The organism is Streptomyces muensis (assembly GCF_021474425.1).
GTDB lineage: Bacteria > Actinomycetota > Actinomycetes > Streptomycetales > Streptomycetaceae > Streptomyces > Streptomyces muensis.
On sequence record NZ_JAKEIP010000104.1, the window covers coordinates 1 to 21,384 of the forward strand.

The 21,384-nt window shown below is 66.6% G+C and carries 22 protein-coding genes, 1 tRNA gene and 2 pseudogenes; 4 read left to right on the forward strand and 21 right to left on the reverse strand.

Annotated elements, in window-relative coordinates; all coding sequences use genetic code 11:
- A partial coding sequence (locus L0P92_RS23480) for a response regulator (protein ID WP_372497303.1) occupies positions 1–455 on the reverse strand: 455 nt, incomplete at its 3' end.
- A 126-nt stretch (positions 456–581) separates the two neighbouring features.
- Between L0P92_RS23480 and L0P92_RS23485 the strand changes: the two genes are divergently transcribed.
- Positions 582–653, forward strand: a tRNA-Arg gene (locus tag L0P92_RS23485).
- A gap of 159 nt (positions 654–812) precedes the next feature.
- Here L0P92_RS23485 and L0P92_RS23490 read toward each other — a convergent pair.
- The 15 genes and pseudogenes from L0P92_RS23490 to L0P92_RS23560 form a co-directional block, all read right to left on the reverse strand.
- Positions 813–1,424 carry a hypothetical protein gene (locus L0P92_RS23490; protein WP_234764812.1) on the reverse strand — a complete coding sequence of 204 codons (612 nt, stop codon included), beginning with the start codon at positions 1,422–1,424 and terminating at the stop codon, positions 813–815.
- A gap of 79 nt (positions 1,425–1,503) precedes the next feature.
- Positions 1,504–2,958, reverse strand: a complete 1,455-nt coding sequence (locus tag L0P92_RS23495) for a tyrosine-type recombinase/integrase (protein ID WP_234764813.1) — start codon at positions 2,956–2,958, stop codon at positions 1,504–1,506.
- Entirely contained in the window at positions 2,955–3,146 is a 192-nt protein-coding gene (locus L0P92_RS23500) for a helix-turn-helix transcriptional regulator (protein WP_101400676.1), read from the reverse strand. The genes L0P92_RS23495 and L0P92_RS23500 overlap by 4 nt, the downstream gene beginning before the upstream one ends.
- Positions 3,147–3,452: 306 nt before the next feature.
- A complete protein-coding gene (locus L0P92_RS23505) occupies positions 3,453–4,997 on the reverse strand; it encodes a YfjI family protein (protein WP_234764814.1) in 1,545 nt (514 codons plus the stop codon).
- Positions 4,998–5,155: 158 nt separating this feature from the next.
- Positions 5,156–6,031, reverse strand: a pseudogene (locus tag L0P92_RS23510) (bifunctional DNA primase/polymerase); the annotation flags it as partial.
- A complete protein-coding gene (locus L0P92_RS23515) occupies positions 6,028–7,242 on the reverse strand; it encodes a DNA cytosine methyltransferase (protein WP_234764815.1) in 1,215 nt (404 codons plus the stop codon). The pseudogene L0P92_RS23510 and the gene L0P92_RS23515, both read right to left, overlap by 4 nt.
- Before the next feature lie 84 nt (positions 7,243–7,326).
- The gene (locus tag L0P92_RS23520; RefSeq protein ID WP_234764816.1) at positions 7,327–7,806 is read right to left on the reverse strand and encodes a hypothetical protein; all 480 of its coding nucleotides are present in this window, start codon (positions 7,804–7,806) and stop codon (positions 7,327–7,329) included.
- 15 nt (positions 7,807–7,821) lie between these two features.
- On the reverse strand, positions 7,822–8,016 hold the full coding sequence (locus L0P92_RS23525; protein ID WP_234764817.1) for a hypothetical protein: 195 nt from the start codon (positions 8,014–8,016) through the stop codon (positions 7,822–7,824).
- Positions 8,017–8,033: 17 nt separating this feature from the next.
- Positions 8,034–8,285 carry a hypothetical protein gene (locus L0P92_RS23530; protein ID WP_234764818.1) on the reverse strand — a complete coding sequence of 84 codons (252 nt, stop codon included), beginning with the start codon at positions 8,283–8,285 and terminating at the stop codon, positions 8,034–8,036.
- 141 nt (positions 8,286–8,426) lie between these two features.
- The gene (locus tag L0P92_RS23535; RefSeq protein ID WP_234764819.1) at positions 8,427–10,652 is read right to left on the reverse strand and encodes a cell division protein FtsK; all 2,226 of its coding nucleotides are present in this window, start codon (positions 10,650–10,652) and stop codon (positions 8,427–8,429) included.
- Between the two features lie 83 nt (positions 10,653–10,735).
- A pseudogene (locus L0P92_RS23540) lies at positions 10,736–11,113 on the reverse strand (RRQRL motif-containing zinc-binding protein); the annotation flags it as partial.
- Positions 11,113–12,207, reverse strand: a complete 1,095-nt coding sequence (locus L0P92_RS23545) for a conjugal transfer protein (RefSeq protein ID WP_234764820.1) — start codon at positions 12,205–12,207, stop codon at positions 11,113–11,115. The pseudogene L0P92_RS23540 and the gene L0P92_RS23545, both read right to left, overlap by 1 nt.
- Entirely contained in the window at positions 12,204–12,521 is a 318-nt protein-coding gene (locus L0P92_RS23550; protein WP_234764821.1) for a hypothetical protein, read from the reverse strand. Before L0P92_RS23550 ends, L0P92_RS23545 begins: the two co-directional genes overlap by 4 nt.
- A 114-nt stretch (positions 12,522–12,635) precedes the next feature.
- The gene (locus L0P92_RS23555) at positions 12,636–12,860 is read right to left on the reverse strand and encodes a hypothetical protein (protein ID WP_372497304.1); all 225 of its coding nucleotides are present in this window, start codon (positions 12,858–12,860) and stop codon (positions 12,636–12,638) included.
- 31 nt (positions 12,861–12,891) lie between these two features.
- On the reverse strand, positions 12,892–13,665 hold the full coding sequence (locus L0P92_RS23560; RefSeq protein ID WP_234764822.1) for a DUF4097 family beta strand repeat-containing protein: 774 nt from the start codon (positions 13,663–13,665) through the stop codon (positions 12,892–12,894).
- Positions 13,666–14,263: 598 nt separating this feature from the next.
- On the opposite strand from L0P92_RS23560, the gene L0P92_RS23565 reads away from it, so the two are divergent.
- Both L0P92_RS23565 and L0P92_RS23570 read left to right on the forward strand, forming a co-directional pair.
- Positions 14,264–15,031 (forward strand): helix-turn-helix domain-containing protein, encoded by a 768-nt coding sequence (locus tag L0P92_RS23565; protein WP_234764823.1) that lies wholly within the window; start codon positions 14,264–14,266, stop codon positions 15,029–15,031.
- Positions 15,031–15,504: an NUDIX domain-containing protein gene (locus L0P92_RS23570; protein WP_234764824.1), complete on the forward strand. Its 474-nt coding sequence runs from the start codon at positions 15,031–15,033 to the stop codon at positions 15,502–15,504. Before L0P92_RS23565 ends, L0P92_RS23570 begins: the two co-directional genes overlap by 1 nt.
- Here L0P92_RS23570 and L0P92_RS23575 read toward each other — a convergent pair.
- The 5 genes from L0P92_RS23575 to L0P92_RS23595 all read right to left on the reverse strand — a co-directional run bounded on the left by L0P92_RS23575 (position 15,492) and on the right by L0P92_RS23595 (position 20,859).
- Entirely contained in the window at positions 15,492–16,061 is a 570-nt protein-coding gene (locus L0P92_RS23575; protein ID WP_234764825.1) for an HD domain-containing protein, read from the reverse strand. The genes L0P92_RS23570 and L0P92_RS23575 overlap by 13 nt on opposite strands.
- Positions 16,062–16,072: 11 nt before the next feature.
- A complete protein-coding gene (locus L0P92_RS23580) occupies positions 16,073–16,519 on the reverse strand; it encodes a winged helix-turn-helix domain-containing protein (protein WP_234764826.1) in 447 nt (148 codons plus the stop codon).
- A 145-nt stretch (positions 16,520–16,664) separates the two neighbouring features.
- Positions 16,665–19,109, reverse strand: coding sequence for an nSTAND3 domain-containing NTPase (locus L0P92_RS23585; RefSeq protein ID WP_234764827.1), 2,445 nt, complete (start codon positions 19,107–19,109; stop codon positions 16,665–16,667).
- 662 nt (positions 19,110–19,771) lie between these two features.
- On the reverse strand, positions 19,772–20,125 hold the full coding sequence (locus tag L0P92_RS23590) for a hypothetical protein (protein ID WP_234764828.1): 354 nt from the start codon (positions 20,123–20,125) through the stop codon (positions 19,772–19,774).
- A gap of 164 nt (positions 20,126–20,289) precedes the next feature.
- Positions 20,290–20,859, reverse strand: coding sequence for an ATP-binding protein (locus L0P92_RS23595; protein WP_234764829.1), 570 nt, complete (start codon positions 20,857–20,859; stop codon positions 20,290–20,292).
- Positions 20,860–21,056: 197 nt separating this feature from the next.
- Here L0P92_RS23595 and L0P92_RS23600 point away from each other — a divergent pair, with 197 nt between their 5' ends.
- Entirely contained in the window at positions 21,057–21,287 is a 231-nt protein-coding gene (locus L0P92_RS23600; RefSeq protein WP_079055878.1) for a DUF397 domain-containing protein, read from the forward strand.
- The last annotated feature ends 97 nt before the right edge of the window (positions 21,288–21,384 follow it).

Here is a 21,384-nt window from a genome sequence, read left to right on the forward strand (position 1 = left end):
CCCTCACGGTCCCCCGCCCGCTCCCCGCTCGGGTCCCGCTCGATCAACCGTCGTACGAGGCTGACGAGTTCGGCGGGCTCGAAGGGCTTGGCGAGGAAGGCGTCGACGCCGACATCGAGGCCGGCGTCGACCTCGTACTGGGTGCAGGCGCTGATGATGGCGAGGGGGAGATCACGGGTCCGGGGGTCGGAACGCAGTCGCGCGGCGGTGCGCAGCCCGTCGAGACGGGGCATGACCACGTCCAGGGTGATCACATCGGGGCGCACCTGATGAACGACTTCCAGACACTCGGCACCATCGGCCGCGGTCACCACCTCGAGCCCCTCGAGCTCGAGATTGACCCTGATCAGCTGCCGGATGACCTTGTTGTCGTCGACAACAAGCACCCGGCCCGACGCGCCTGGCACAACTCGAGAGTAGGTCCGGACCGGCCACCGCGTCCGGGTTTTCCCCACTTCCACCCCGTGCGGGCGACCCACCCCAGGTCACGCCCGGTGCCGCCGCCCCTTAAACCCGTTCATGAACACCCCCCAAGAGCTGGTAGGGTTCTACCCGTCGCCGCCAAGCAGGGCGCCCGACACGCCCCCGTAGCTCAGGGGATAGAGCAACGGCCTCCGGAGCCGTGTGCGCAGGTTCGAATCCTGCCGGGGGCACTTCGCTTCAACCAGCACGATGATGCGGTTGACCAGCGCAGATGCCAAGCATGAAGAGCGGGATCCAGTCTCACTGGGTCCCGCTCTTTGTCGTTGCTGCGCAGTGATCGCGATAGACCTGCGATAGGGCTGGACGCAGCTAGCTCGCGCTCCTGACGCTCAGACGGAACGTAGCTCCTCCACAGTCGGCCACTCAGGCAGAGATCCACGCTCCGGTTCCCTGCGGTACAGCTCACGCGCGCGAGCCACAGCACCTGCCGCTTCAGCCAAAGCTTGCGTCGGTGACCAGATACGGAAGCCCTGGAACAACCCGGCGATCTGATCAGACTTGTTGAGCAGCTTCCGCTCATGGGTAACGAAGGCCAGACCGCCGTACCGAATCGCCGTCGCGACGTGCATGGCATCTCGGATGTGATTCTTCCGGCAGGTGGCCCTGTCCGCTCCCGGGAACAGCGTGGAGAAGACGAGATCATCGCGAGCAACATCCTCATCACTGCCTAGGACAGAGTGGTCCAACCGCGAGTGATCCAGAACCATAGGCCCGAACGATTCGGCGTAGCCGGCGCTCGCCTCAGTGAGTTCCGCCCACTTCTCCTCGGGAGCAGCCGCCAGCTCCGTATCCATAGCGTCGGTTCGCCTCAGGCTGATCCAGTTCGTGTCGTACAGCTTGCGCAGAAGAACGGATGCATCGTCCGGGGCGTCGAGTATGTGCGTGTCAATGAAGAACACCAGCGAGGTGAGGTTCCAAGAGGGCAGAGGAGGCATCGTCATGAGGGGGGACTCTACGACGGAGCGCCGACAGGTGCCTCCGGGCGACGGAGACGTCAGACCCCGTCGCCCGGCGGCCGATCTAATGGCCTTCTCCCTCTGGCCAATCGAGCTCCTTTTCGATCTTCTTGTTCATGGCCTCCTCTTGGCCGTAGATGCATCCCTCATAGACGCGATGGATCACCTCAGGCGAGTTGCCGACCCGACGAGCAACCTCGGCCACGGGCACGCCGGCGTTCAGCCACGTCGTGATGCAGGTGTGCCGCAGGTCGTACGGCCGTCCCCCGAGGATGGACGCCTGGAGATCCGGCGAGAGCGCGTACTCCCGAGCGTCTCGCCACACGCGCCAATAGGTACTGCTGCCCACGAGACCGCCTCGCTCGTTCGTGAAGAGCCGCCCGTCCTTGGCCGTGCCGAACTCCTTCAGGTGGGCACGGAGCATGGCCACGAGCGGCGGGGGGATCGGGACCGGTCGGTCTTCCTTGGCCTCCCTCGACTTCAGGCCGCGCTTGTCGTGGCGCTCTCCGCTGTCCGTCCACTGCTTGCCCGACACCGGGTGCGTGTCGTGAAGCGTCAGAACGCCCCAACCCTTCTCCGGGAGGAAACAATCAGCCTTCCTGAGGCCCACCGCCTCACTCGGACGGAGCCCCGCGAAGTACATCACCGCGTAGAAGGCCACCAGGCGCCGCCCCTTCTTGCGGTCCCATGTCCCGACGTACGAGACCGAGGCAAGGAGTTGAGCAGCTTGGGTCTTGTTCACAAGAACACGGGGGTCCACACGGTCCGATGAAGAACTCCTCACCTTCTTGATAGCGGTGAGCGGGTTCTCCGTCAGAAGCTTGCGCTCGATGGCGTATTCAACCGCAGTGTTGAGCGCGCGCCGACGGCGCCGGGAGGTCTCCCCAGCTGCGGGGGTACCGTCCAGCTTGAAGGAGATCCGATACTGGACATCGCGAAGAATCTTCGGGTCTTCCAGCGAGGAGACGAGCAGCGACTTCTTGGAGATCCACCCGTAGGCGTCTTCAAGTTCCTCCGGCGGGTCAAGTTCGGCGTTCTTAGGAATGACCGCCCACCTGAAGGCGAGGCGCAACTCTTCCGGCGACGGCATCTTCGGTTCCTGCTCCACCAGAGCCAGCGTCACTGCGGCGAGCCCGTCGGCGATGCCCTCACGGGTCTTGGCTGCGGCAGTTGGCCAGCGCATCGCCATGTACTCGCGACAGAACACGAACCAGGGCAGTTCCTCACGGACTTGCTCCGCAGTAGCCTCAGCTCTTACCTCGGATTCAGGAAGCCCGTCCGCGATGCGGAATGCCTCGCCACGGCGCATTGCCTGCCACAGTTCAGATCTGCGGCTTTCTGCGAGAGCCACCGTGGCGAAGGTGGCGCTGCTGACCTTTCCTCCAACTTTCCAACGGAGTTGGTAGGGACGGGTCTTGCTCTGCGCCTTGGTCACTTTCCACAGGCGCACATCGAGCGAAAACCCATCCGGGGTCGAACGGTTGTCCAGCTCGGCCCCACTGTCGGTGTCCTTCGTCACGCGCTCTCCTCCAGCGTCTGGAGCCACCGACTCAGTTCCGACCGCCGGATTCGCACAGCGCCGTTCGGGAGCTTGATGGACTTCGGGCCCTTCTTGTACTGCCGCCAGCGGTAGAACGTCGCTCGCGGCACTCCTATCTCTTCGATCACTTCAGGGATGGTGAGCATCTCGTCGCGGGGCTTGGCCACGAATCCTCCTTGGGCGAGAGGGCAAGGGGAAGGGATGGGGTCCGCCACAGAAACCACGAAATACACAGAAACTCGAAATCGCAGGCCTGACCTGCGACGATGCTGCGCGGTGGGCGCTGCCACAGAAATCACCGAAGGTTCCACAGAAATAAGAAGGCCGGTCCGGTGCAGCCGGTGCCGGTCTATTTCTGTGGCTTCTCTGCGGGTTTCTGTGGTGGGGCGTCGCGAGCCCCTGACGTGGCTGTCGGCGCAGGTCAGGGGCTCACCACGGGTATTTCTGTGATTCTGTGGTTTCTGTGAGCGGGCTCAGGCGATCGGGTCGGTCAGCCGGGGGTGGACCAGGTAGCGCGGGGAGGGCGGCCGGCCGCGGCCTCCGGTGCGGACGACGGGTTGGGCGCGCACGTAGCCGTGGTCTTCCAGCAGGCTCAGTGCCGGGTCCAGGTCCGCGGCGGTGGGGAACTCCGAGCGGGAGAGCTTGACCATCAGGTCGCGCTTGCTGACGTCGGCCCACCGGTGCGTGCGAAGCGCTTCCAGGACACTTTGGGCGCGTGCGGTGGTGTGGTCGGCTCCCATGGCGTCGAACGCGGCGAGTCCGTGGCTGGTGAAGTAGTCGGCCAGCGCGATCGCGTCGCGCATGGTCGCTTCGGCCACGGGCACCGTGTGCCCCTTGGTGAGGTGCTGCGCCAGGTGGAGGAGCGCAGCGATGCGAGCCGTGGCGCCAGCCAGCTTGCCGCCCCAATCGTTGATGTGCCCCAGCGTGCCGCTGCGGGCTTCCAACATGGGTTCCAACCGCGCCTGAAACGCCTTGAGCGCGGCGTTCGCCTCGGGGGTGAGCTGGATGACGGCCGGGTCGGTCCACTCGGCAAGGAAGAGCGTCAGGTCGAGGACGTGACGCCGGTAGGTCTCCTTGACCTGGTCCAGGATCGGGTCGGGCTCAATCTTGCGGTGGCCGACCATGGATTCGGGAACCGAGTAGAGGAACCTGCCGAGCAGACCGCGGCCCTTGAAGCCTTCCTGCCGGCCGATGTCGTCCAGCACCTGAGGCTGCACGCACAGGCCCATGGTCAGGGCGGGGTGTTCGATGTACTCCTCTCGGGTCTGCCGGTCGACCTTGAGCCGGTCGCCGGCGTGGCCCTTGAGGAAGACACCCATGTTGGGCTTGCCGGAGTAGCGGCCGGCGATGATGTCGAAGATGTCGCCCTCAGCGGACATGACGGAGATCCGGCCGCCCTGCTCGGCCATCCGTGAGGTGACCGTCTCGGCCGTGGTGTCGTCGGCGAGAAGCTGCGGTTTGGCGGGGACGGTGACGCTGTCCGCGGTCTGCGCCAGCGCGATCGCCGTGGCGACCAACTCATCCCGCTCGTCCGCGCCGGCCGTGGCTGCCTTGGACGCGGCCTTGTCGGCCGCTTCCTTGGCGAGCCGGGCGGTCATCTCGGCTTCCACGATGGTCGGTTGGGTGAGCGTGCGAAGTTGCTTCTCCGCCTCGTACAGCGGGTCCGTGAGCAGTGCGAACACCGCGGACTTGCGGTTGGCGGGCGGGAGCGAGACGACGACGTACAGGTTGGTCGGCTCCCGCCAGTTCCCGCGGACCTCAACGACGGACCGGCCGCCGGCCGCTGTGGCGAGCACGGACAGGGCGATGCATCCGGCGAGGTCGACGGGGGTTTGGGTCTCCTCGGAGACCGCGGCCACGAACTCCCGCAGCCAGCCCGGTAGCGCGTCGACGGGGAAGTCGGCGAGCTTGCGGGGTCCGGCGAGGGGAACAGGGTCTTCCCACACGGGGGCAGGGGGTTCGTCGAGGGTGGGCAGTCCGGCCCACAGGTCGGGGCTGTCCACAGGCTGTGTGGTCATGAGGCTGTCCTCCCTCCGGAGGTGTTCGGCAGCGGGTCAGGGCGAAGAGCTGAAAGGACGCCCTGACGGGCGACGCCCTTCGGCTCGCCCACGGCCGCCCGGGGCACGGCCTGTACGGCGCCCTGCGGGCCGTTTACAGGGTTATGTGATGGTTTGCATGCCGCACGCTCCGGGGCCGTCTCAAGGCCGTTGGCGACGGCGCGGCGGGCGTAGGTGTCGGGGACGCCGACGGAGACGGCGGCGGCCACGATCTCTTCGCCGATGGCGTCCAGTCCGCACGGGCCAGGGCAGTGCGCGTGCTGGGCGGCCAGGAACCGGGCGACCCCGAACGCCTGTGATCCCGCTCCCGATTCGGTGTGGCTGCACACCTTGGCGAGGCCGCGATCGAGGCCGGTACGTACGTACCGCTCGGTGTGGCGGCACCCGGTGGCGACGGTCCGGTCCCACGTGGCGCGGCCGGAGACGGAAGAGACCACCTCTCCTCGCGCGGGGGTGGTCTCTTCCTTTACGACCATGTCGCGGACGGCCGACGGCAGGTCGGCCATGCGGCCGGTGCCGGGTCCGAGCCAGCGGGCGTACGCCATGAAGGACTTGATGTCGACGCCTGGACGGACTGCGTTGTGCGAGCGCATGGCGCCCCGGTAGATCCAGTGCTCACCGCGCGTCGTCGGCACGGTCCGGGTCACGGGCAGGGTCTCGCGTGCCCACTCGACGGCCGCCGAGTTGTCGAGGTCCACCACGGTCAGCTCAGCCTCGCCGGGGTGGTAGGCGACGGCGACGGCCTGACGCCATGCTGCCGTCCACGCCAGGGAGGTGATGACGTCGGGGTCGGTGGTAGCGGCGGCCCATGCGTGGCAGACGGCGGGGCACTGGCAGGGTCCCGCGCTCTTCATGTTCGGCCGTCCGCCGCAGGCGTTCTTGGCGCACGCGCGGCAGTTCCCGAACGGCACCTTGCCCTGCCGCAGCGGCAGCACCGGGACACCGGCCGCCGCGAGTTCAAGGGCGGTGAGCAGGCGGGAGCGTGTGGCGGTCATGCCGCCCTCCCTTCCAGTCGCGCGGGGACGTGGGCACCCAAGAGCAGGCCGTAAGCGTGATGGGCCTGTTGGGGCACCACACCGTTGCCGAGGATCTTCAGTTGTTCGCTGCGGGGGATGTCGGGCACAGCCGTGACCCAGCCGGCGGGGAGACCCATCATCCACTCGACGAACTGAGAGGACAGTCGGCGGTTGCCGCGGGTGCCGGGTTCGGTGGGCAGCGGTGCCGGACGCCCCAGGACCCGCTCCCATCGACGAATCGCCAACTCGTACTTGCCCCACTCCTGATCGAGCTGTTCGGGCTGCCAGGACCGGGGCGCCTCGCCCCAGGAGCGCAACTCCCGGGGAAGCGTGCCGTCGGCGATCTCGATCGCCTGCTCCAGAGAAGGGGCCGCGCGGGAGCGCCGGGCGATGGCCGCGCGCCGACTCGTGCGGTCGGCGGCAGCGCGCGGGGTCGGCAGGAGGTGCACGACGGCTCCGGGCAGGTAGTAGTTGCCCTTCGCATCGCGTTGGTTGGGGCCGCCGTGCGGTCCGTCGGACGCCTTGGGGGTGGGCAGCAAGCTCAGTTGCTGGGCGGGGGCAGCTTCGTGACGGCGGTGCGCAGGTTCAGTCCGCCCCTGCGGTTCGGCGACGTTCCGGGGCCGCCAGTGCCGTCCGAGGTGGTCGGGGTCGGCATCAGCGGGATGGGCAACTGCGAACCAACGATCCCGCGGGTGCGGAGCGCCGATTTCGGGTTCACCAGCTCGTAGACATGTCCACCGCGCGTCATACCCGAGCGCGGCCAGGTCTTGGGCGACGACGTCCAGCCCCCGCGAGCGGAGCGCCGCCACGTTTTCCAGGAAGACGTAGCGCGGTCGAACGACGCCCACAGCCTGAGCGACGTTTTTCCAGATGCGCGACCACTGGCCATTGATCCCGTCCTTTCGTCCAGCGTTGGAGATGTTGCGGCAGGGGAAACCGGCGCCGATCACGTCCGGCGCGTACAGGTCGCGGACCTGATCCCAGTCCACGGCCGTGATGTCCCCGAGGTTCGGCACCCCGGGGTGATGGGCGGCGAACACGGCTGCGGCGTGCGGGTCGTTCTCCGCGAACGCGACCGGCACACCACCGGTCCCCGCGCGGATCGCCTCTTCCAGTCCGCCGTAGCCGGCGCACAGCGCCAGCAGGCGCGGCCGGGTACGGCCTCGCCGAATGGGGGTGGGTTGGGTCATGCTGGAGGTCTCCTGTTTCTGTCGAAGGGACGGAGAACCGGGGCGGTCGCGGTCTTTGGCGAGAGGCGACCGCCCCAGCCACGTCTAGCCGTGGAAGTGGTTGCGCTTGATGACGGCCTTGCGGATGTGGAAGGTGTTGCCGCCGCTGTGGCCGCTCGCGTTGAAGACCTGCACGGCGATCCAGCCGCCGAAGATGACGGCGGCGAGGATGATGAGTTGGTGGACCAGCGCGGCGAGCGCGGCGATGAACGTGGTCAGCAGGACCAGGCCGCCGCACACGGCGCCGAACCCGATGCCCCCGAGGGCGATGTTCACCGCCGTGCGCGAGACGGCCGGCTTGGTCGCGACCGGTTCGGGCTTGGCGGGCTCGATGGCGTAGCCGGTGACGACGCGGCCATCCGGCAGGACGACGCTCGCCACCGCCGGGGTGCTGCCCGGCTGCACGGGCACGAGCGGCGCGGCGTGCTGTACCGGGGCGAGGGGCGTGGGGTGATGAACCTCCACGGCCGCCACCTCCTGCCCGGCGGGACGGTGCCAGTCGTAGGGCGCGGTGGGTTCGTTCACGTCCTGGTCTCCCTTCTAGCGGCCGATGTCGGCGAGGGCGCCGGTGATGGCGGTGACGAGCTGGTTGACGGTGTCGCTCGCGTCGGTGGCGGCGAGGTAGAAGCCGAAGAGCGCGGCGACGACGGCCGCGCCGAAGCCGAGCGCCTTGAAGCGCAGCAGCAGGGCGAGGCCACCGGCGAGCAGCAGCACGAGCGGGATGGTGATGACCATGGGTCCTCCGGAGCGGGTCAGCGGGTGCCGGCGCGGTAGGTGCGCGCGGCGCGGTTGTAGATCCAGCGGCCGACGCGTATGCGCTTGCCGGTGGCGTGGCAGCGGCGGCAGTCCTTGCCGCGCTTGAGTCGTCCCTTGCGGTCGGCCTTGAGCGCGTGGCCCATGCCGGAGCACTTGCGGCAGTCGCCGAACGGGCTCAGCCAGCACTTGACGCTGTAACCAAGCGTGACGATGGGTAGGCAGGCGATAGCGAGGAGGGGAAGGCTCATTCAGGGCCTCTCAGGCGGGGTTTCGAGTGTTTCCGCAGGTCGGCCGCTAGCCGCTAGCGGCCTGATCAGACGCGGTTTTGGTCGCTAGCAGGGTCGCTAACGCTAGCGACGGTTACCGCTAGCGTTAGCGACCCTTCGGAGCTATCCGGCGTCCCGCCTTTCGTTGCGCTGCGTAATCGCGGCGGCGAGGTCGTCGCGCTTGATGCCGCGCTTGTTGACCGTCTTGCCGTCGATGCGGCGGCCGATCTGGTCGGTGGCCACACCGAACGGCTTGAGCGCTGCCGTGAGCGCTTCCGCCTTGGGCTTGGCGTCCAGCTCAGCCCACGCGCCGTAGACCTCGGGGCGCAGGTCGGCGAGGCGGTCGACGATGGTCTCAGACCACACCTTGGCCTCACCCTTGCCCAGCACGGCCGCCACATCGTCCAGGATCGTCGCGGACACCTCCGGGGCCGGAGCCTCGCCAGCCGCGTCGCCGGACAGCGTGCCCTCGGCCTCCCGCAGCGCGGCAGCCCTGGTCAGGATGCGCTCCGCGTCGCGGCCGTCGGCGAGGTAGGTGCGCACGATGCCGGCGTCGTCCGACATGCCCTTGAGCAGGCCCACACCCTTGTGGGACTTGAGCAGCTTGGACGCGTCCAGGCCCTCGGAGTACGAGCCCGCACCGAGGATGACGTCGGAGACCTGGTAGGCGCCGACCCGCAGGGCGAACCGGGCCTGGTGCTGGTCACGCAGCTCGGAGGGGCACGCCTTGTCGTCCGGCTTCTGCGTGGACGTCATGACGCTCACGCCGACCGCCGGGGCGACCCGGGCGAGGTAGACCAGCAGAGACAGGATCTCCTTGCCGTGCTCGGGGTGAGTCAGGTACTCCTGCACCTCGTCGACCACGAACAGGGTCAGGGGCATGTTCAGCTTCTTGTCCCGGCTGATCTCCGGGGTGAGCTTGCCCTCGGGGCAGATATGCAGCGGCAGTTCAGAGAGCCGGTGGTAGCGGTCTTCGACGTCTGCCTTCAACTCCCGCAGCGACGTGAGCAGATGCACCACCGGATCGAACCCGTTCTTCGGGACGATGCCGAACCCGATGCGGTGGGCGACCTTGGTGAACTTGCGCCAGTCCGGCGACGCCTTGCCGTCGAACACGTACAGGCGCACGTACGGATCGAGCGCGGCGGCGAGGGCGATGGTGCGGGCGGAGAACGTCTTTCCCTGCCTCGGGACGGCGCCGACCAGCAGGGACAGCCACAACATGGTGGCCATGACCGGGTTGCCCCGCTCGTCCACGCCCCACGGGAACGGCTTCCAGAAGTCCACCCGGGTCGCGCCCAACAGCGGGGTCTTGCCGGAGGGGACGGCGAGCGGGTCGCGGTCGGCGATCCAGTACGACACGCGCCGGCCGCTGGTCTCGTCCTTGTCCAGGAAGAGCTGAGTCGGGGCGATGTCCATGCCGGAGGCGAGCCGCGCGTGAGCCTTCACCGCGTCCTCGAACGTCTTGCCGTACGGCAGGTCGACGACCACGCGCCAGCCGTCGCCGTCGCGGCCGATCGGTCGCGGGAAGGCAATCGACTGATCCTTGGTGGTCAGTCCGGACGCGTCGTGCGCGCGGATGACGATGTCCGAGGACAACTTGCGCTTGCGGAACGTCACCTTGGCCATGTCGATCAGCGGCCGGTCCGCCGGCGCCCCGACCGCCCCGAGCGTGGTCGTCAGGGCGGCGATGGACAGCAGCAACAGCCACGACGGAGCCATGACATACAAGGTCAGGGCGGCGGCGAGGCCGATGAACCCGGCGATCGTGGCGACGATGCCCCGGAGCCTCACGCGGTCGTTGCGCTGCCGCGAGAGCTTCAGGTACTCGGCCGCGTCCTCGTTGGCCACCGAGGCGAGTCGCAGGGACTTGCCTTCCGCATCGAACACCCACCGGCCGATCGCGGCCGACCAGCGCCATGCCCCGCGCGGCGAGTAGAACAGCACCTTGGGCGTGTAGATGCACGGCAGGCGAACGGCGTGGTAGCCGATCACAGCCGAGTAGTGCCGGACGGCCCACTTGCGGACGGCCTTGCGCTGGTCAGGGAGCTTGACCCAGTCCGGCAGGACCGGCATACGGGCCCTGTCCTTGGCCTCCATCCACTCACTGACCGAGGGCGGGTAGGCCTCGCGTGGCGGGTCGACCGGGGCGCCCTCGGTCAGGCCGTCGCCCTCGGGGTCGTCGGTGTCAGGGAGTTCGGCCTCCCACTCGCCCGGCTTGGCCTCGTCCCCGACGGGCGCGGCGGACGGGGTGGTGTCCTTCTTGAGGGGGAACGGCAGCACGGCGGCCGTCCGCTCGTCGGTGCCCTCCGGCTCGTCCGGGGGCGGGAACACGGGGTTTTCCGTCACGATGTACGGGCTCCTTCGGGAGTCGAAGGGTCCGGCTGGCTTGCTGTGGAAGGTGGGCGGCCGGACCCGGTTCGGATGGTTCGGGCAGCGCGCTGTTCCTCGGGATAGGCGCAGGTCACGCACATACCGAGCGAGGTCGGGATGACGTATCCGGCGTCCGCGCGGCAGGCCGGGCAAGTGCGGCGCGCCAGGTTGGCCTTGGCGAGCGCGGCCCACTTGCGCGCGGTCATCGGTCGCACCGGCTTGGCGCGGTCGACGCGGTAGAGGTAGGCGACCAGTGGGCCGCGCCGGTAGCGCGGACGCAGCACCTGAGCCGCGATCGGCTGGCCACCGGGCCGTAAGCCACGGGCACGGAGTTGACGGCGGGTCGCGAGGCCGTCGGGGGCGTACCGCCACGGGTAGGTGGGGACGCCGAACCGGGTGCCGTTCGGGTCGAAGCACTTGCCGAACGCCCCCGCCATCACGCGGCCTTAGAGCGCTCGGCAAGGATCGTGTCCCGCAGCGTCCGGGCGTTCGCCGGCGAGGTGCGGATCGTGCGACGGATGCCCTCGGCAGTGATCTGCGCGTCCGGCCAATCGGCCGTCGCGGTCCGTGCCTCAGCAAGCAACTGATCGGGCGTGCGCTTGGGTCGGGGCGATCGGGCCACCTCGGGAAGTCGGCCGGTCGCCCGTCGGGATCGGGGGGAATCGGCCGCCACCGCCCGCCGCTCGGTCGACTCGATCGGCGCCGGGTCGATCGGTGCGGCGATGGCCGGTACGGGCTTGAGGTGGAGAGCCGACTTGACGTAGTCGACCGACACGGGATCGGGCATCGGCAGACGCGTCAGGACGATCGTTGCCGGGGTCGATTCCGGCAGGTCAGCCGTAGACCGATTCCTCTCAGTCTCGATAGATTCCTCCGCATTTTCGATCCCAGAGAACATGGCCGACAGGGCGGCGTCTGCACCGTCCGTGACCCGATCGCGCTGGACCTCCAGCAGCCTCGATCCGAGCGCCACGTCACCGACGCCGACCTTGCGGGCGAGGCGCCACGACTTGCGCTCCGACCGGCCCCGGATCTTCTCGTCGGGGTGGTTGGCAGCGCGGGCGCGGTGGTAGGCGAGGGCCTGCACGATCGCGGCGGCCTTGCGCTCGGTTTCCGCGTCGCGGCCGTCGGTGTGGACCACGATGCGCCGTGCGAGGAACGCCATGCCCTCGGCCGACACGCACATGCCCATCGGGGTCACGGCGTAGATGACCGTCCGGCCGGCGTCGGGTCCCGCCATCGCGGCCATGACCGAGGCAGCGGCGGGCAACGCCCACAGCCCGACGCGGATGGGCCACGGCGAGGACTGTCCCAGCATGGTCAGCCCCAACAGGACCAGCCCGAGAACGGCGGTCGCGCCCTCACCAGCCGCGACCGCACCGAGCGCGGTGCCCTCGCCGTAGGCGTGACCGATGTTGCTGAACGTGCCGATGCCGCCGGCCACACCGGTGAGCAGCATAGGGACGAACGCGGCAGTCAGGACGACCTTTTGGGTCTTGGTCAACGGCTTGCGGATCTGAGGGGTGTTCATGCCGCTTCCCCCGTCCCGCCGGAACGGCCGGCGCGGTCGACGGAGCGCAGGAGGGGCACGGTGTGGGTGAGGGCGTCGGCGTACAGGGCGTCCCAGGCGGCGATCTCGTCGCCGTCCTCGCCCATCGCGCGCAGGTCGGCGAGGATGTCGCGGGCCGCGTCCTCGCGGGCCTGCCGTTGGTCGGCCGTCTCGGGCCGGAGAGGGCCGCGGAACAGGTCGACGTCCAGACCGGCCGGCCGCTCGTCGAAGCCGAACGCCAGCTCTTCGAACTCGGTCTGGTTCACGACCTGGTGGTTGCCAATGTAGCTACGCATGACGGAACTCCTGACATCGAAGGGATGCCGGGGCGGTCGCGGTCTTTGGCGAGAGGCGACCGCCCCGGGAAGACGAGAACCGGCCCGCAGATTTGGGCCGGAGGTGCGGCGCGGCTAGGCCGCGGCGATGATGAGCGCGGCGACCAGCAGCCACAGGTGGTGGAAGGACTGGTCAAGCGCGTAGGCGCCGGTACCGATGTGCGGGTTGTCGTCGTGGCCGACGCGCGGGGAACAGAGCCGGTAGAACTCACCCTTGCCGGTCACCTTGGCCAGCCACGCGAGCGTGGTACGCCGGTCGGCCCACCAGTGCGAGGCCGCGTCAATGGCGAGGCCGGCCACGGTGATCGAGGTGGAAGGGCCGGGCGGTGGTTCAGCCGTTGCGGACGCGGCCGGAGACGGTGTTGGCGGACACGCTCAGGTGCCGGGCACCGGACAGGCGGACGTCACCGGAGACGCTGTTGGCGCTGACGTGCCCGGACGCGCCGTTGGTCGCCTGCACCTCGATGTCCCCGGACGTGGTGCCCAGGGTGGCGCTGCGGCCGTCGTACAGGTCGATGTCGATGTCACCGGAGACCGACTGTGCGGTGATCTGCTCGGTGACGCGGCCGGCGTGGATGTCGCCGGAGGTGGTGTTGGCTCGGAGCTCCCGGACACCATCGGCGTCCAGGTCGCCGGAGACGGAACGGAACTCCATCCGGTCGACGTAGCCGAAGACCTCGGCATCGGCGGACTGCGAGACGACCGCGAGGGAGGAGTGCGGGGGCAGGCACACCGTGGCCTCGATCGGGTTGACGGTCTGCATGCCGCTCATGCCGCCGGAGACGACGCGGCCGTTGATGATGGTCACGCCGGTCACCGAGCCGTAGACCGTGCCGACGTTCTGCACGATGCGATTGCCGCGTCGGTTCTGCACCATCACGTTGCCGGGCATCTCCGGCACCTCGATGCCGAACGCCTGCCCGTTCTGCGTGCTGCGGGCGCGGTTGACGGCGTCGGCCGCCGGCCCCGTGACGTCGTCGGTGCGCAGCACCACGCGGGCCGCGGTCAGGCTGTCGAGCACCTGGACGCGGACGCTGCCGACCGGCAGCGAGATACCCAGGACGATCGGGCCGGAGGTCTCAGAGACGAAAACGCGCTCGGTCATGGATGAACTCCAGGAAGTCGATGGGACGTTGACGCGTGCGAAGTGCCGGAGTGGTCGCGGTCCTTGGCGAGAGGCGACCGCCCCGACGAAAACCCGGGCCGCGAGTGCGGGGGGTATGGAGCGCTGGTGGATCTGTGCTCGGCTCCCCTCAGCCCCGCTCGTAACGAGACGAGCGGAGGAGGCAACCGGCCGCCGTATCGAAGTGCGGCGGCGAGGTGAGGCTGTGCATGGTCTCCTTCGGGAACACGGGCTCCCGTTTCAGGCGTATGGAGACGTGACCTTTCGGTCTAAGCCCTCCGGTTGACCAGGGGTCCGGGTCCCTCGGCCCGCTCTGTCCCGGGCCCCTTGTCGTGCGCTCGCTCGGTTCGCTGAAGCGACCGGAGCGAGAGGAACATGTATTACGTGTTCCTCATCTTGCAGAGAGGGATTCGCCTCGTCAAGCCCTTCGGCTGTTTGAGTGCTGCGAGCCCCTCGCGCTCGATGTACCTACAGACTGGCGTCGCCGCGGACGACGATCGACTTCGCGGATGTACGAGCCAGGTCGTCCTTGGCTACCGTGAAGTCGTACCAAGTCGTCCCAAGACGTCGGAGGTTGGACGTGGCGAACGAGCGACTGCGCGGCGCGATAGTGGACTTGGGCCTGACGCTCGATGAGGTCGCCCAACGGCTCGGGGTCGCGCCCAAGACGGTCGAACGATGGATCAACGAGCCTGAGCGCAAGCCATATCGCCGCTTCCAGTACGCGACGGCCTCGCTGTTGAAGTGCGAGGTGTCGTACCTGTGGCCCGACGAACGCACGTCAGCAGAGGTCACCGCCTCCGGTAACGCGGAGTTGGTCAGGCTCTATCCGCACCGCTCCGTGGTGATGCAGACCCTCTGGACAGACCTCTACTCCAAGGCCCGGCGCCAGTTCGATGTGTTGGTGTACTCCGGCTTCTGGCTGACCGAAGATGCGACGTTCCACCGCATCGTGAAGGAGAAGTCAGCCGAGGGCGTGTCGATCCGCTTCCTGCTGGGAGAGCCCACGTCGCCGGCGGTGGCCGTACGCGGGGAAGACGAGGGGATCGGCGCGGCCATGGCAGCGAAGATCCGGAACGCCCTGGTCAACTACGGTCCGCTCTTCGGCCTTCCTGGCGTTGAGTTCCGGCTGCACAACACGACCCTGTACAACTCGATCTACCGAGCCGATGACGAGATGCTGGCCAACGGCCACATCTACGGCGTCGGCGCCTACATGGCCCCTGTGCTGCACCTGCGACGCGTACCCGGCGGTGAACTCTTCGACGCCTACGCTGAGAGCGTGGAACGGGTCTGGGAATCAGCCCGCCCGATCTCCTCACCCACCGAATGGGAAGGCGCGCACTGATGAGCCGGATCGACTACTTCCGCGACCCGAACGCCCCCAAGGCCAACTCGGTAGTGCCCTCGGTCACGGCCGTTGTCCGGGACGACTCGGGGCGGTTGCTGCTCATCCACAAGACCGACAACAACCTGTGGGCGCTGCCCGGTGGCGGCCACGATATCGGTGAACGCATCGCTGACACCGTCGTCCGTGAGGTTTCGGAAGAGACCGGCATCGACGTTGAGGTAGACAGCATTGTCGGTCTCTACACCGACCCTGAACATGTGCTGGCGTACGACGACGGAGAGGTCCGGCAACAGTTCTCCATCTGCTTCCGAGCCCATCCCACCGGCGGTTCCCTGCGTACGAGCAGCGAGTCAAAAGAGGTCCGCTGGGTCAACCCAGCGGACCTTGACGGACTGGAGATCCACCCGTCGATGATGCTGCGCATCCGCCACGGTCTCGACGACTCGCGGCGAGAGCCCTACATCGGCTGACCGTCGGCAGAGACCTGCGCCAACCGGCCCTCAACTCGCTTCGACGCTGCATGGATCTCGGGGGCCGCGCGCTGAATGAACCGCCCGACGATCGTGTCCGGACCGTACCGCTGCACGATCTCGTCCAGCCGCTCGGCCGGCGTGGTCTGCGTCCCGTCGGGCGTCGTCGTCATGTCGCAGAACAGCAGGGCGTCGACCAGGTCCGGACGCTCTAGCTCGAACTCCCCCTCAAGCTCCTGCCTGAGTCCGCGCTCCTCCGCTTCCAGCAGGGCACAGGAATGGTGAGCCACGAGACGAACGACCCGCTCGTCTGCCTTTTCCTGGTCTCGGAGGAACCGCGCGCCGTCCAGCGGGTGAAAGCCGGTGGTCGCGATCGTCGGCGAGTACCCGATGTCATGCAGCACCGCGGCAGCTTCCAGCAACTCGGCATCGTCGCCCATGATCGGGCCCAGGGAGCGAGCGCGCTTGGCGACCCCCAATGAGTGCGCCCACCGACGCGGGAGCGGATCGGACAGCAGCGATTCGGAGAGCGAGTACGCCCACTCAGTCAGTCCCATGGCGGCCAAGGCTACGGCCCAACAGTTGAGGCTGGGAGAGCGCGCACGGTCCGCCCCTTGCCATGAACGGTGGCGAGCAGGCCGTTTCCCTCCATCTGAGCAAGGACACGACGCACGGCGGTACGGGATGCGCTGAACCGCTCACAGAGCTTCGCTTCGGACGGGTACGGGTCGCCTGCCGACAGCGAATCCTCGGCGATCAGGTCTGTCATCTTCTCAGCGAGGGAGCGTCGGTCACCGCCCCGGGCAACGCGCCATCCGATGCCGGGAGCCGACGCAACAACGCCATCGGCCTCGAGCACTTTGAGGGCACGGCGAACGGTGTTGCGGGATACGCCGTGGGAGCTCATCAGAGCGGCCTCAGACGGCAAGGTCTCTTCAATGTCACCCGACTCAATCTGCTGACGCAGCGACTCAGAAACCTGCAAGTACGTACCTCGCGGACTGGCCTGCGGCACGTGGCTTCCCCTTCCTCGGCCTCACCAACGTCTTCCTGCGCTGAATGTACGGCTCCAGCTTCCCATGCTAGGGGCGTCAGATGTTTCCGAGCCTCCATCACGCAGCATCCCGTGATCAGGGTTCCCCACTGAAGCTCGAATTACTTCACCCGCCGTTCGACTGTGCTCCCTCGCCATCTGCCAATGGATTACCCAAAGAACGAAAAAGCGCTTCGATCGCCCCTGTCGACACGTCACGCTCTACTTGCTCGTTGGTTTCAATTCCTCTGGGTGAAGCCACTTCGTCTTCGATCGGATCAGGGTCGTCCTCGTAAAGCAGACGATGACTCCGGAGAACTCTTCGCGACTCCGGCAAGGCTTGGTCGAGGAGCACCTCAAGGTCATCGAGAGTTTGCACCCAATTAGATCCCCCTGGATCGTCCTCAATACGAGAACCGAGTTCCTCATCAAGCGCCTCCAAGTGAAAAACGGAAGCAGCCGCCTCATGAAACCCAAGATTCTCGAATAGGTACGTGGACTCTATTAGAACATCAACGAGACCAGTCCAGTACTCGCCTGGACCGAACACCCGCAGATCCTCGGCGTCCCAGGTACCCCAAACCTCTCGAATTGCACCCCGCAGCGCTTCAATATGGTAAGACCACGGAGCCGTAAATTCCCTAAACCGTGTCACATTGCGAAACGTGTGATAAATCTGCTGGACTGCATCCATAGACTCGTGGAAAGAGCCAGGATCTGTATCCCTCAACAGACCCATAAGTCTGCTCATGTTCAACTCAAACCAACCGTCAAGAGCAAGATCACCGACCTCCTTTCCAGCATATCGGTCGGCATGGTAAACGACCATCTCGGTAAAGGTAGAAAATAGGTCGACAAAGACGCCCGTAGGGAGAGTGAGTACGCCCCGTGGGACGACATTGACACCCTCAAGCCGCCGATCCCACATCCTACGCATAGCAATCAAAAGCGACTGGGCACACTCGTCCATAGACGCCCGCAGAGAATCATTTTCTAGGGAAAACAGCGAGGGTTGGTACTCAAGCTCCGGCGCCCGCCCTCGATCACACATGATCTTTAGATCGTCGAAGGAATCAGCGTGTTTGATCAAGTCAAGACAGACGAGTGGTTCACGCGCAATAAGACCCATCAGAAAATCTCGCTGACTCGGGTCGGCAAGAGTAAAAACATCGTATCCACTCACAAATGAGCGCTCAATCCACGTGCCAACTAGCCGACCAATCGCATTCCAGAATTCGGTTGGCGAATAGTCATGGAGACGCGCAGTCAGTCTCTCACGCTTCACGCCCTGCGAGTCCGAAACAGCAAGGGTGCACAGCAGCAGCTGCTCAAGGGACGAGAACGTGTTGAACGACGTTTGCCAAACCTGCTGCGGATCGTCGAGCGCGTCGTGAAGTTCCTTGACCAGCTGATGCCCCGACGCGAAATGACGCCTAGCTGTAACAAGTTCAATTATGCGGGGAGAGTAGTTTTGATGAGCGGATACCGATCTCCACCAGTCACCATTCGCCAGCTCTCGCCTAGCGCACTCGTCCACCACGGCAAGATTCACGTGATTGAAGAGAATCCGCGACTTCACCTCAGATGTGAGCCGCTCCACCGCGACTACCGAATCCGGCATATGCTCAAGCAGCATTCTCGTGGCGTCACTGAAACGTCGCGTGTCGTGCAGCACCTGCGATCGGCTGGTTACCACAGCAACCTTGCCTCTGCTGGCAGATCCATTCACTGAGGCATTCTTCTCCTGAATCGACGTCAGGAACTCGGCAAAGTCTTTGTCGTGATGACTGGTAGCGTGGTCGTGCAGTCGGGTTTGCCCCCACGCGTCATCGAAGAAGAATACGGTAGGGATATCATCTTCGAGCCATTCCCACCAGTTGTCCACAGTTCGAGGATCGACGATAACTCGATACCCTCGCCTCCACCACTGCAAGATTAGGTACTCTGCAACAGCGGTCTTACCAGCGCCGGGCGAACCGATCAGGAGCACCACGCCCGTGGATTCCAACGCCTTATCGGCCCGCTCGCAGGCCTCGTGATGAACGAAGCGAAAATAATTCTGCTCAATACGTCGTGCTCTCGACTGCCCCCGAAAGAATACACCTCCTGCAACCATTTCCTTAATCGCTACCGAGGACTTGAGCCACAGCTTGAAGTGCCGCCGCTCCATCTTGGGGTGCAAGGCAAGAAGCGCATTGAGCCATCCTCTGCCATGGACCTCAACAGAAGCAGCACATCCTGCAAAATCGGCCCGCAGCTCCTCCTCTGTACCTGGAGTGATGTCCGCCGATGTCACGAATATATAGCGCTCAATGGAACTTTCGGATCGCGACAGCTTTTCCCGCTCTTCTGCTGCCAAACTCTTCAACTTCGCCCGCGAGGCATCCGGCGTATGCTTGCACTGGGCAATGTGAAGTAGGCCATCCTTACGGGCTTTGAGATCGATCCCCCCGTCGGGTCCTATTCTGTATGTAGAAAACGGCAAACCTTCATGCACGGAGAGCAGGTCCCGGATTAACACTTCAAAGTCGTAGGGGGAGAGGTCCTTGAAGTCGTAGTCAGGTGAGGTCACTAGGCGCCCTCCCCCTCCGCGTACCGATGCCACACACTGCCGCGCTCCAACGTCCCGACTCTCATCCCTGTGTCAGCCTGCGAAGACGGGCTACCAGCCGACCCCCTTCGACGAAACCACAGAGCACTGACACACAGCGTGCTCTGTGAGCCCGTGCGAGCACAGCATGCCCCGTGGAGACCGGGTTCGTGCACGGTACGCGATAGAGAGTCGGTCTCGCGAAGCTGCCGGTGAACGTTTTCGCAGGTCAGCAACGCCCCGGGCAGCTACAGGGGTATGCCCCTCCGGAGCCGTGTGCGCAGGTTCGAATCCTGCCGGGGGCACTCGCCGGTCAGAGACCTGAAGCAGGTCTGATCAGGGCGGATGCCGATCCGGGAAGCGGGAGTCAGTCTCACTGACTCCCGCTTCTTCGTGTTGTCGCTCCGTCGGCGGGAGCCAGGCCGGTCGGTCAGCCGTGGTGAGGTCGGCCGTGGGGTGCCGGGTAGGGAGCGGTCGGTCCCTCGTTCAGGAGTTCGGCTGCCTGGTGCTGGGTGTGGGCGGCTGCCATTTGCGCTTCCGCCACGGCGTCTCCGCGTTCACGCACGAGGTCTTCATAAATCGGCAGGTGATTGTTTTCGGTGGGCGTGCGTGTCACGACGCCGGTCCTTCCGCTGGTAATGCCGTCAGGCCCTGTTGAGTCGGGCGGCAATTCCGTGCCCGAGGAGCAGATAAAGGGCGGCCGGGAGGCCGTAATTGAGGAGGACGCGTACGCCTTCGGTGTCCATGGTGAAAATGTCCTGTGCCCATCCGCCGAGCCAGTCCGCCGAGCCGTGGACGAACTCCACGAAGGCGTTCCCCTGGTTCGCGTCGAGCAGGTACAGGACGATCCACAGGCCGAGCAGACCGGCCGAGACATCGGCGATGGTGCAGATGGTGAGGGCCGCTCTGCGTGCCGTGGCCTGGTTGCGCGGTGAGCGGTCGGGGGCGGCCGCGGGTTGGCCGTACGACTGGTATCCGGAAACCGGGTCGGTGTTCACGAGAAATCCGATCTGACGCGTTGCTGGGCGGACCGGTCACCCTGGGGAGTCGAGCCAATTACGGCTCTTTGGGGTGACCTGTTTCTGCCTGGTTCTGCGCCGCGTGAACGCGACCGTGTTACACCGGTGCCCGGGTCATCCCAAATATGGGGGCCTGCGGCAGGTTATTCGGACGCTTTCTCGAATTCCGTCGGGAGCATCGCCCAGACCGTCTTGCCCGCGGGCTGGCGTCTGGTCCAGCCCCAGTGCTCGGAGAGGGCGTCGATGATGCGCAGCCCCCGGCCGTGCTCGTCGAAGGGGTCGCTGGTGTGCGGGTACACCGGCGGGTCGTCGCTCGGGTCGGTGACCGCGCAGACGAGGTGGGCCGGGCGGCGGAGGCTGAGCCGCAGCCAGATCTCGGCGTCGCCGGCCGTCGGGTGGGCCGGGCGGTGCGGGGCGGCGTGCAGTACGGCGTTGGCGAGCAGCTCGGCGACCACCGTGAGGGCGTCTGCGCCGCAGTGGTCCAGCGACCAGTCGGCGAGGGTGCGACGGACGAAGTCGCGGGCCTGGCCGCAGCCCTGTTCGGCGCCGACGAGGCGCAGCGCGGCGGAGCGGGGCGAGATGCGCGGAGGTTCGGGCCTGGCGAGGCCGGACCGGGCCGGGGTGCCGGTGCGTGCTTCCGGCGCCACCGCCAACCCCGCGGGGGACGCGGCACCGCCGGGCAGTCGAAGCCCTTCGTACGCAGGTAAGGACACAACGTCTCCCTGATACACGGTCAGGACGGGGCGTCCGCACTGCCGTTGACGCCAGGGACTATTATCCACGCCGACGGCCCCTCCGTGCAATTTCACGGGAAATTGCGCGAGCGGTGTCGACCAGAGCACGTGGTGCGGTGCGGGCCCGGAGGGTCGGCGGGGCGCACGCGTGGCGGAACGTGAGCAAGGAGAGTGCAGTGCCAACAGCATCGAACGGCGTGCGGGCAAGCTCGTTGGGCGTCCGCTGGATCAAGAGCCGGCACAGCAATGCCGAGGGGAACTGCGTCGAGGTGGCGCCCCTGGGCGACGGCAGTATCGCGATGCGCAACTCCCGCGACCCCGACGGACCGGCCCTCGTGTACACCCCGGCCGAGATCACCGCGTTCCTGGCGGGAGCCAAGGAGGGAGAGTTCGACCACCTCGTATGACCCCTTCGTATGACCCCTTCGGGTGATACGGGTCCTCTGCCCGGGAGCGGAAGGTGAGCCTTCCATTTCCTGCGGTTCCGGCGGCACGAGGCGGCGG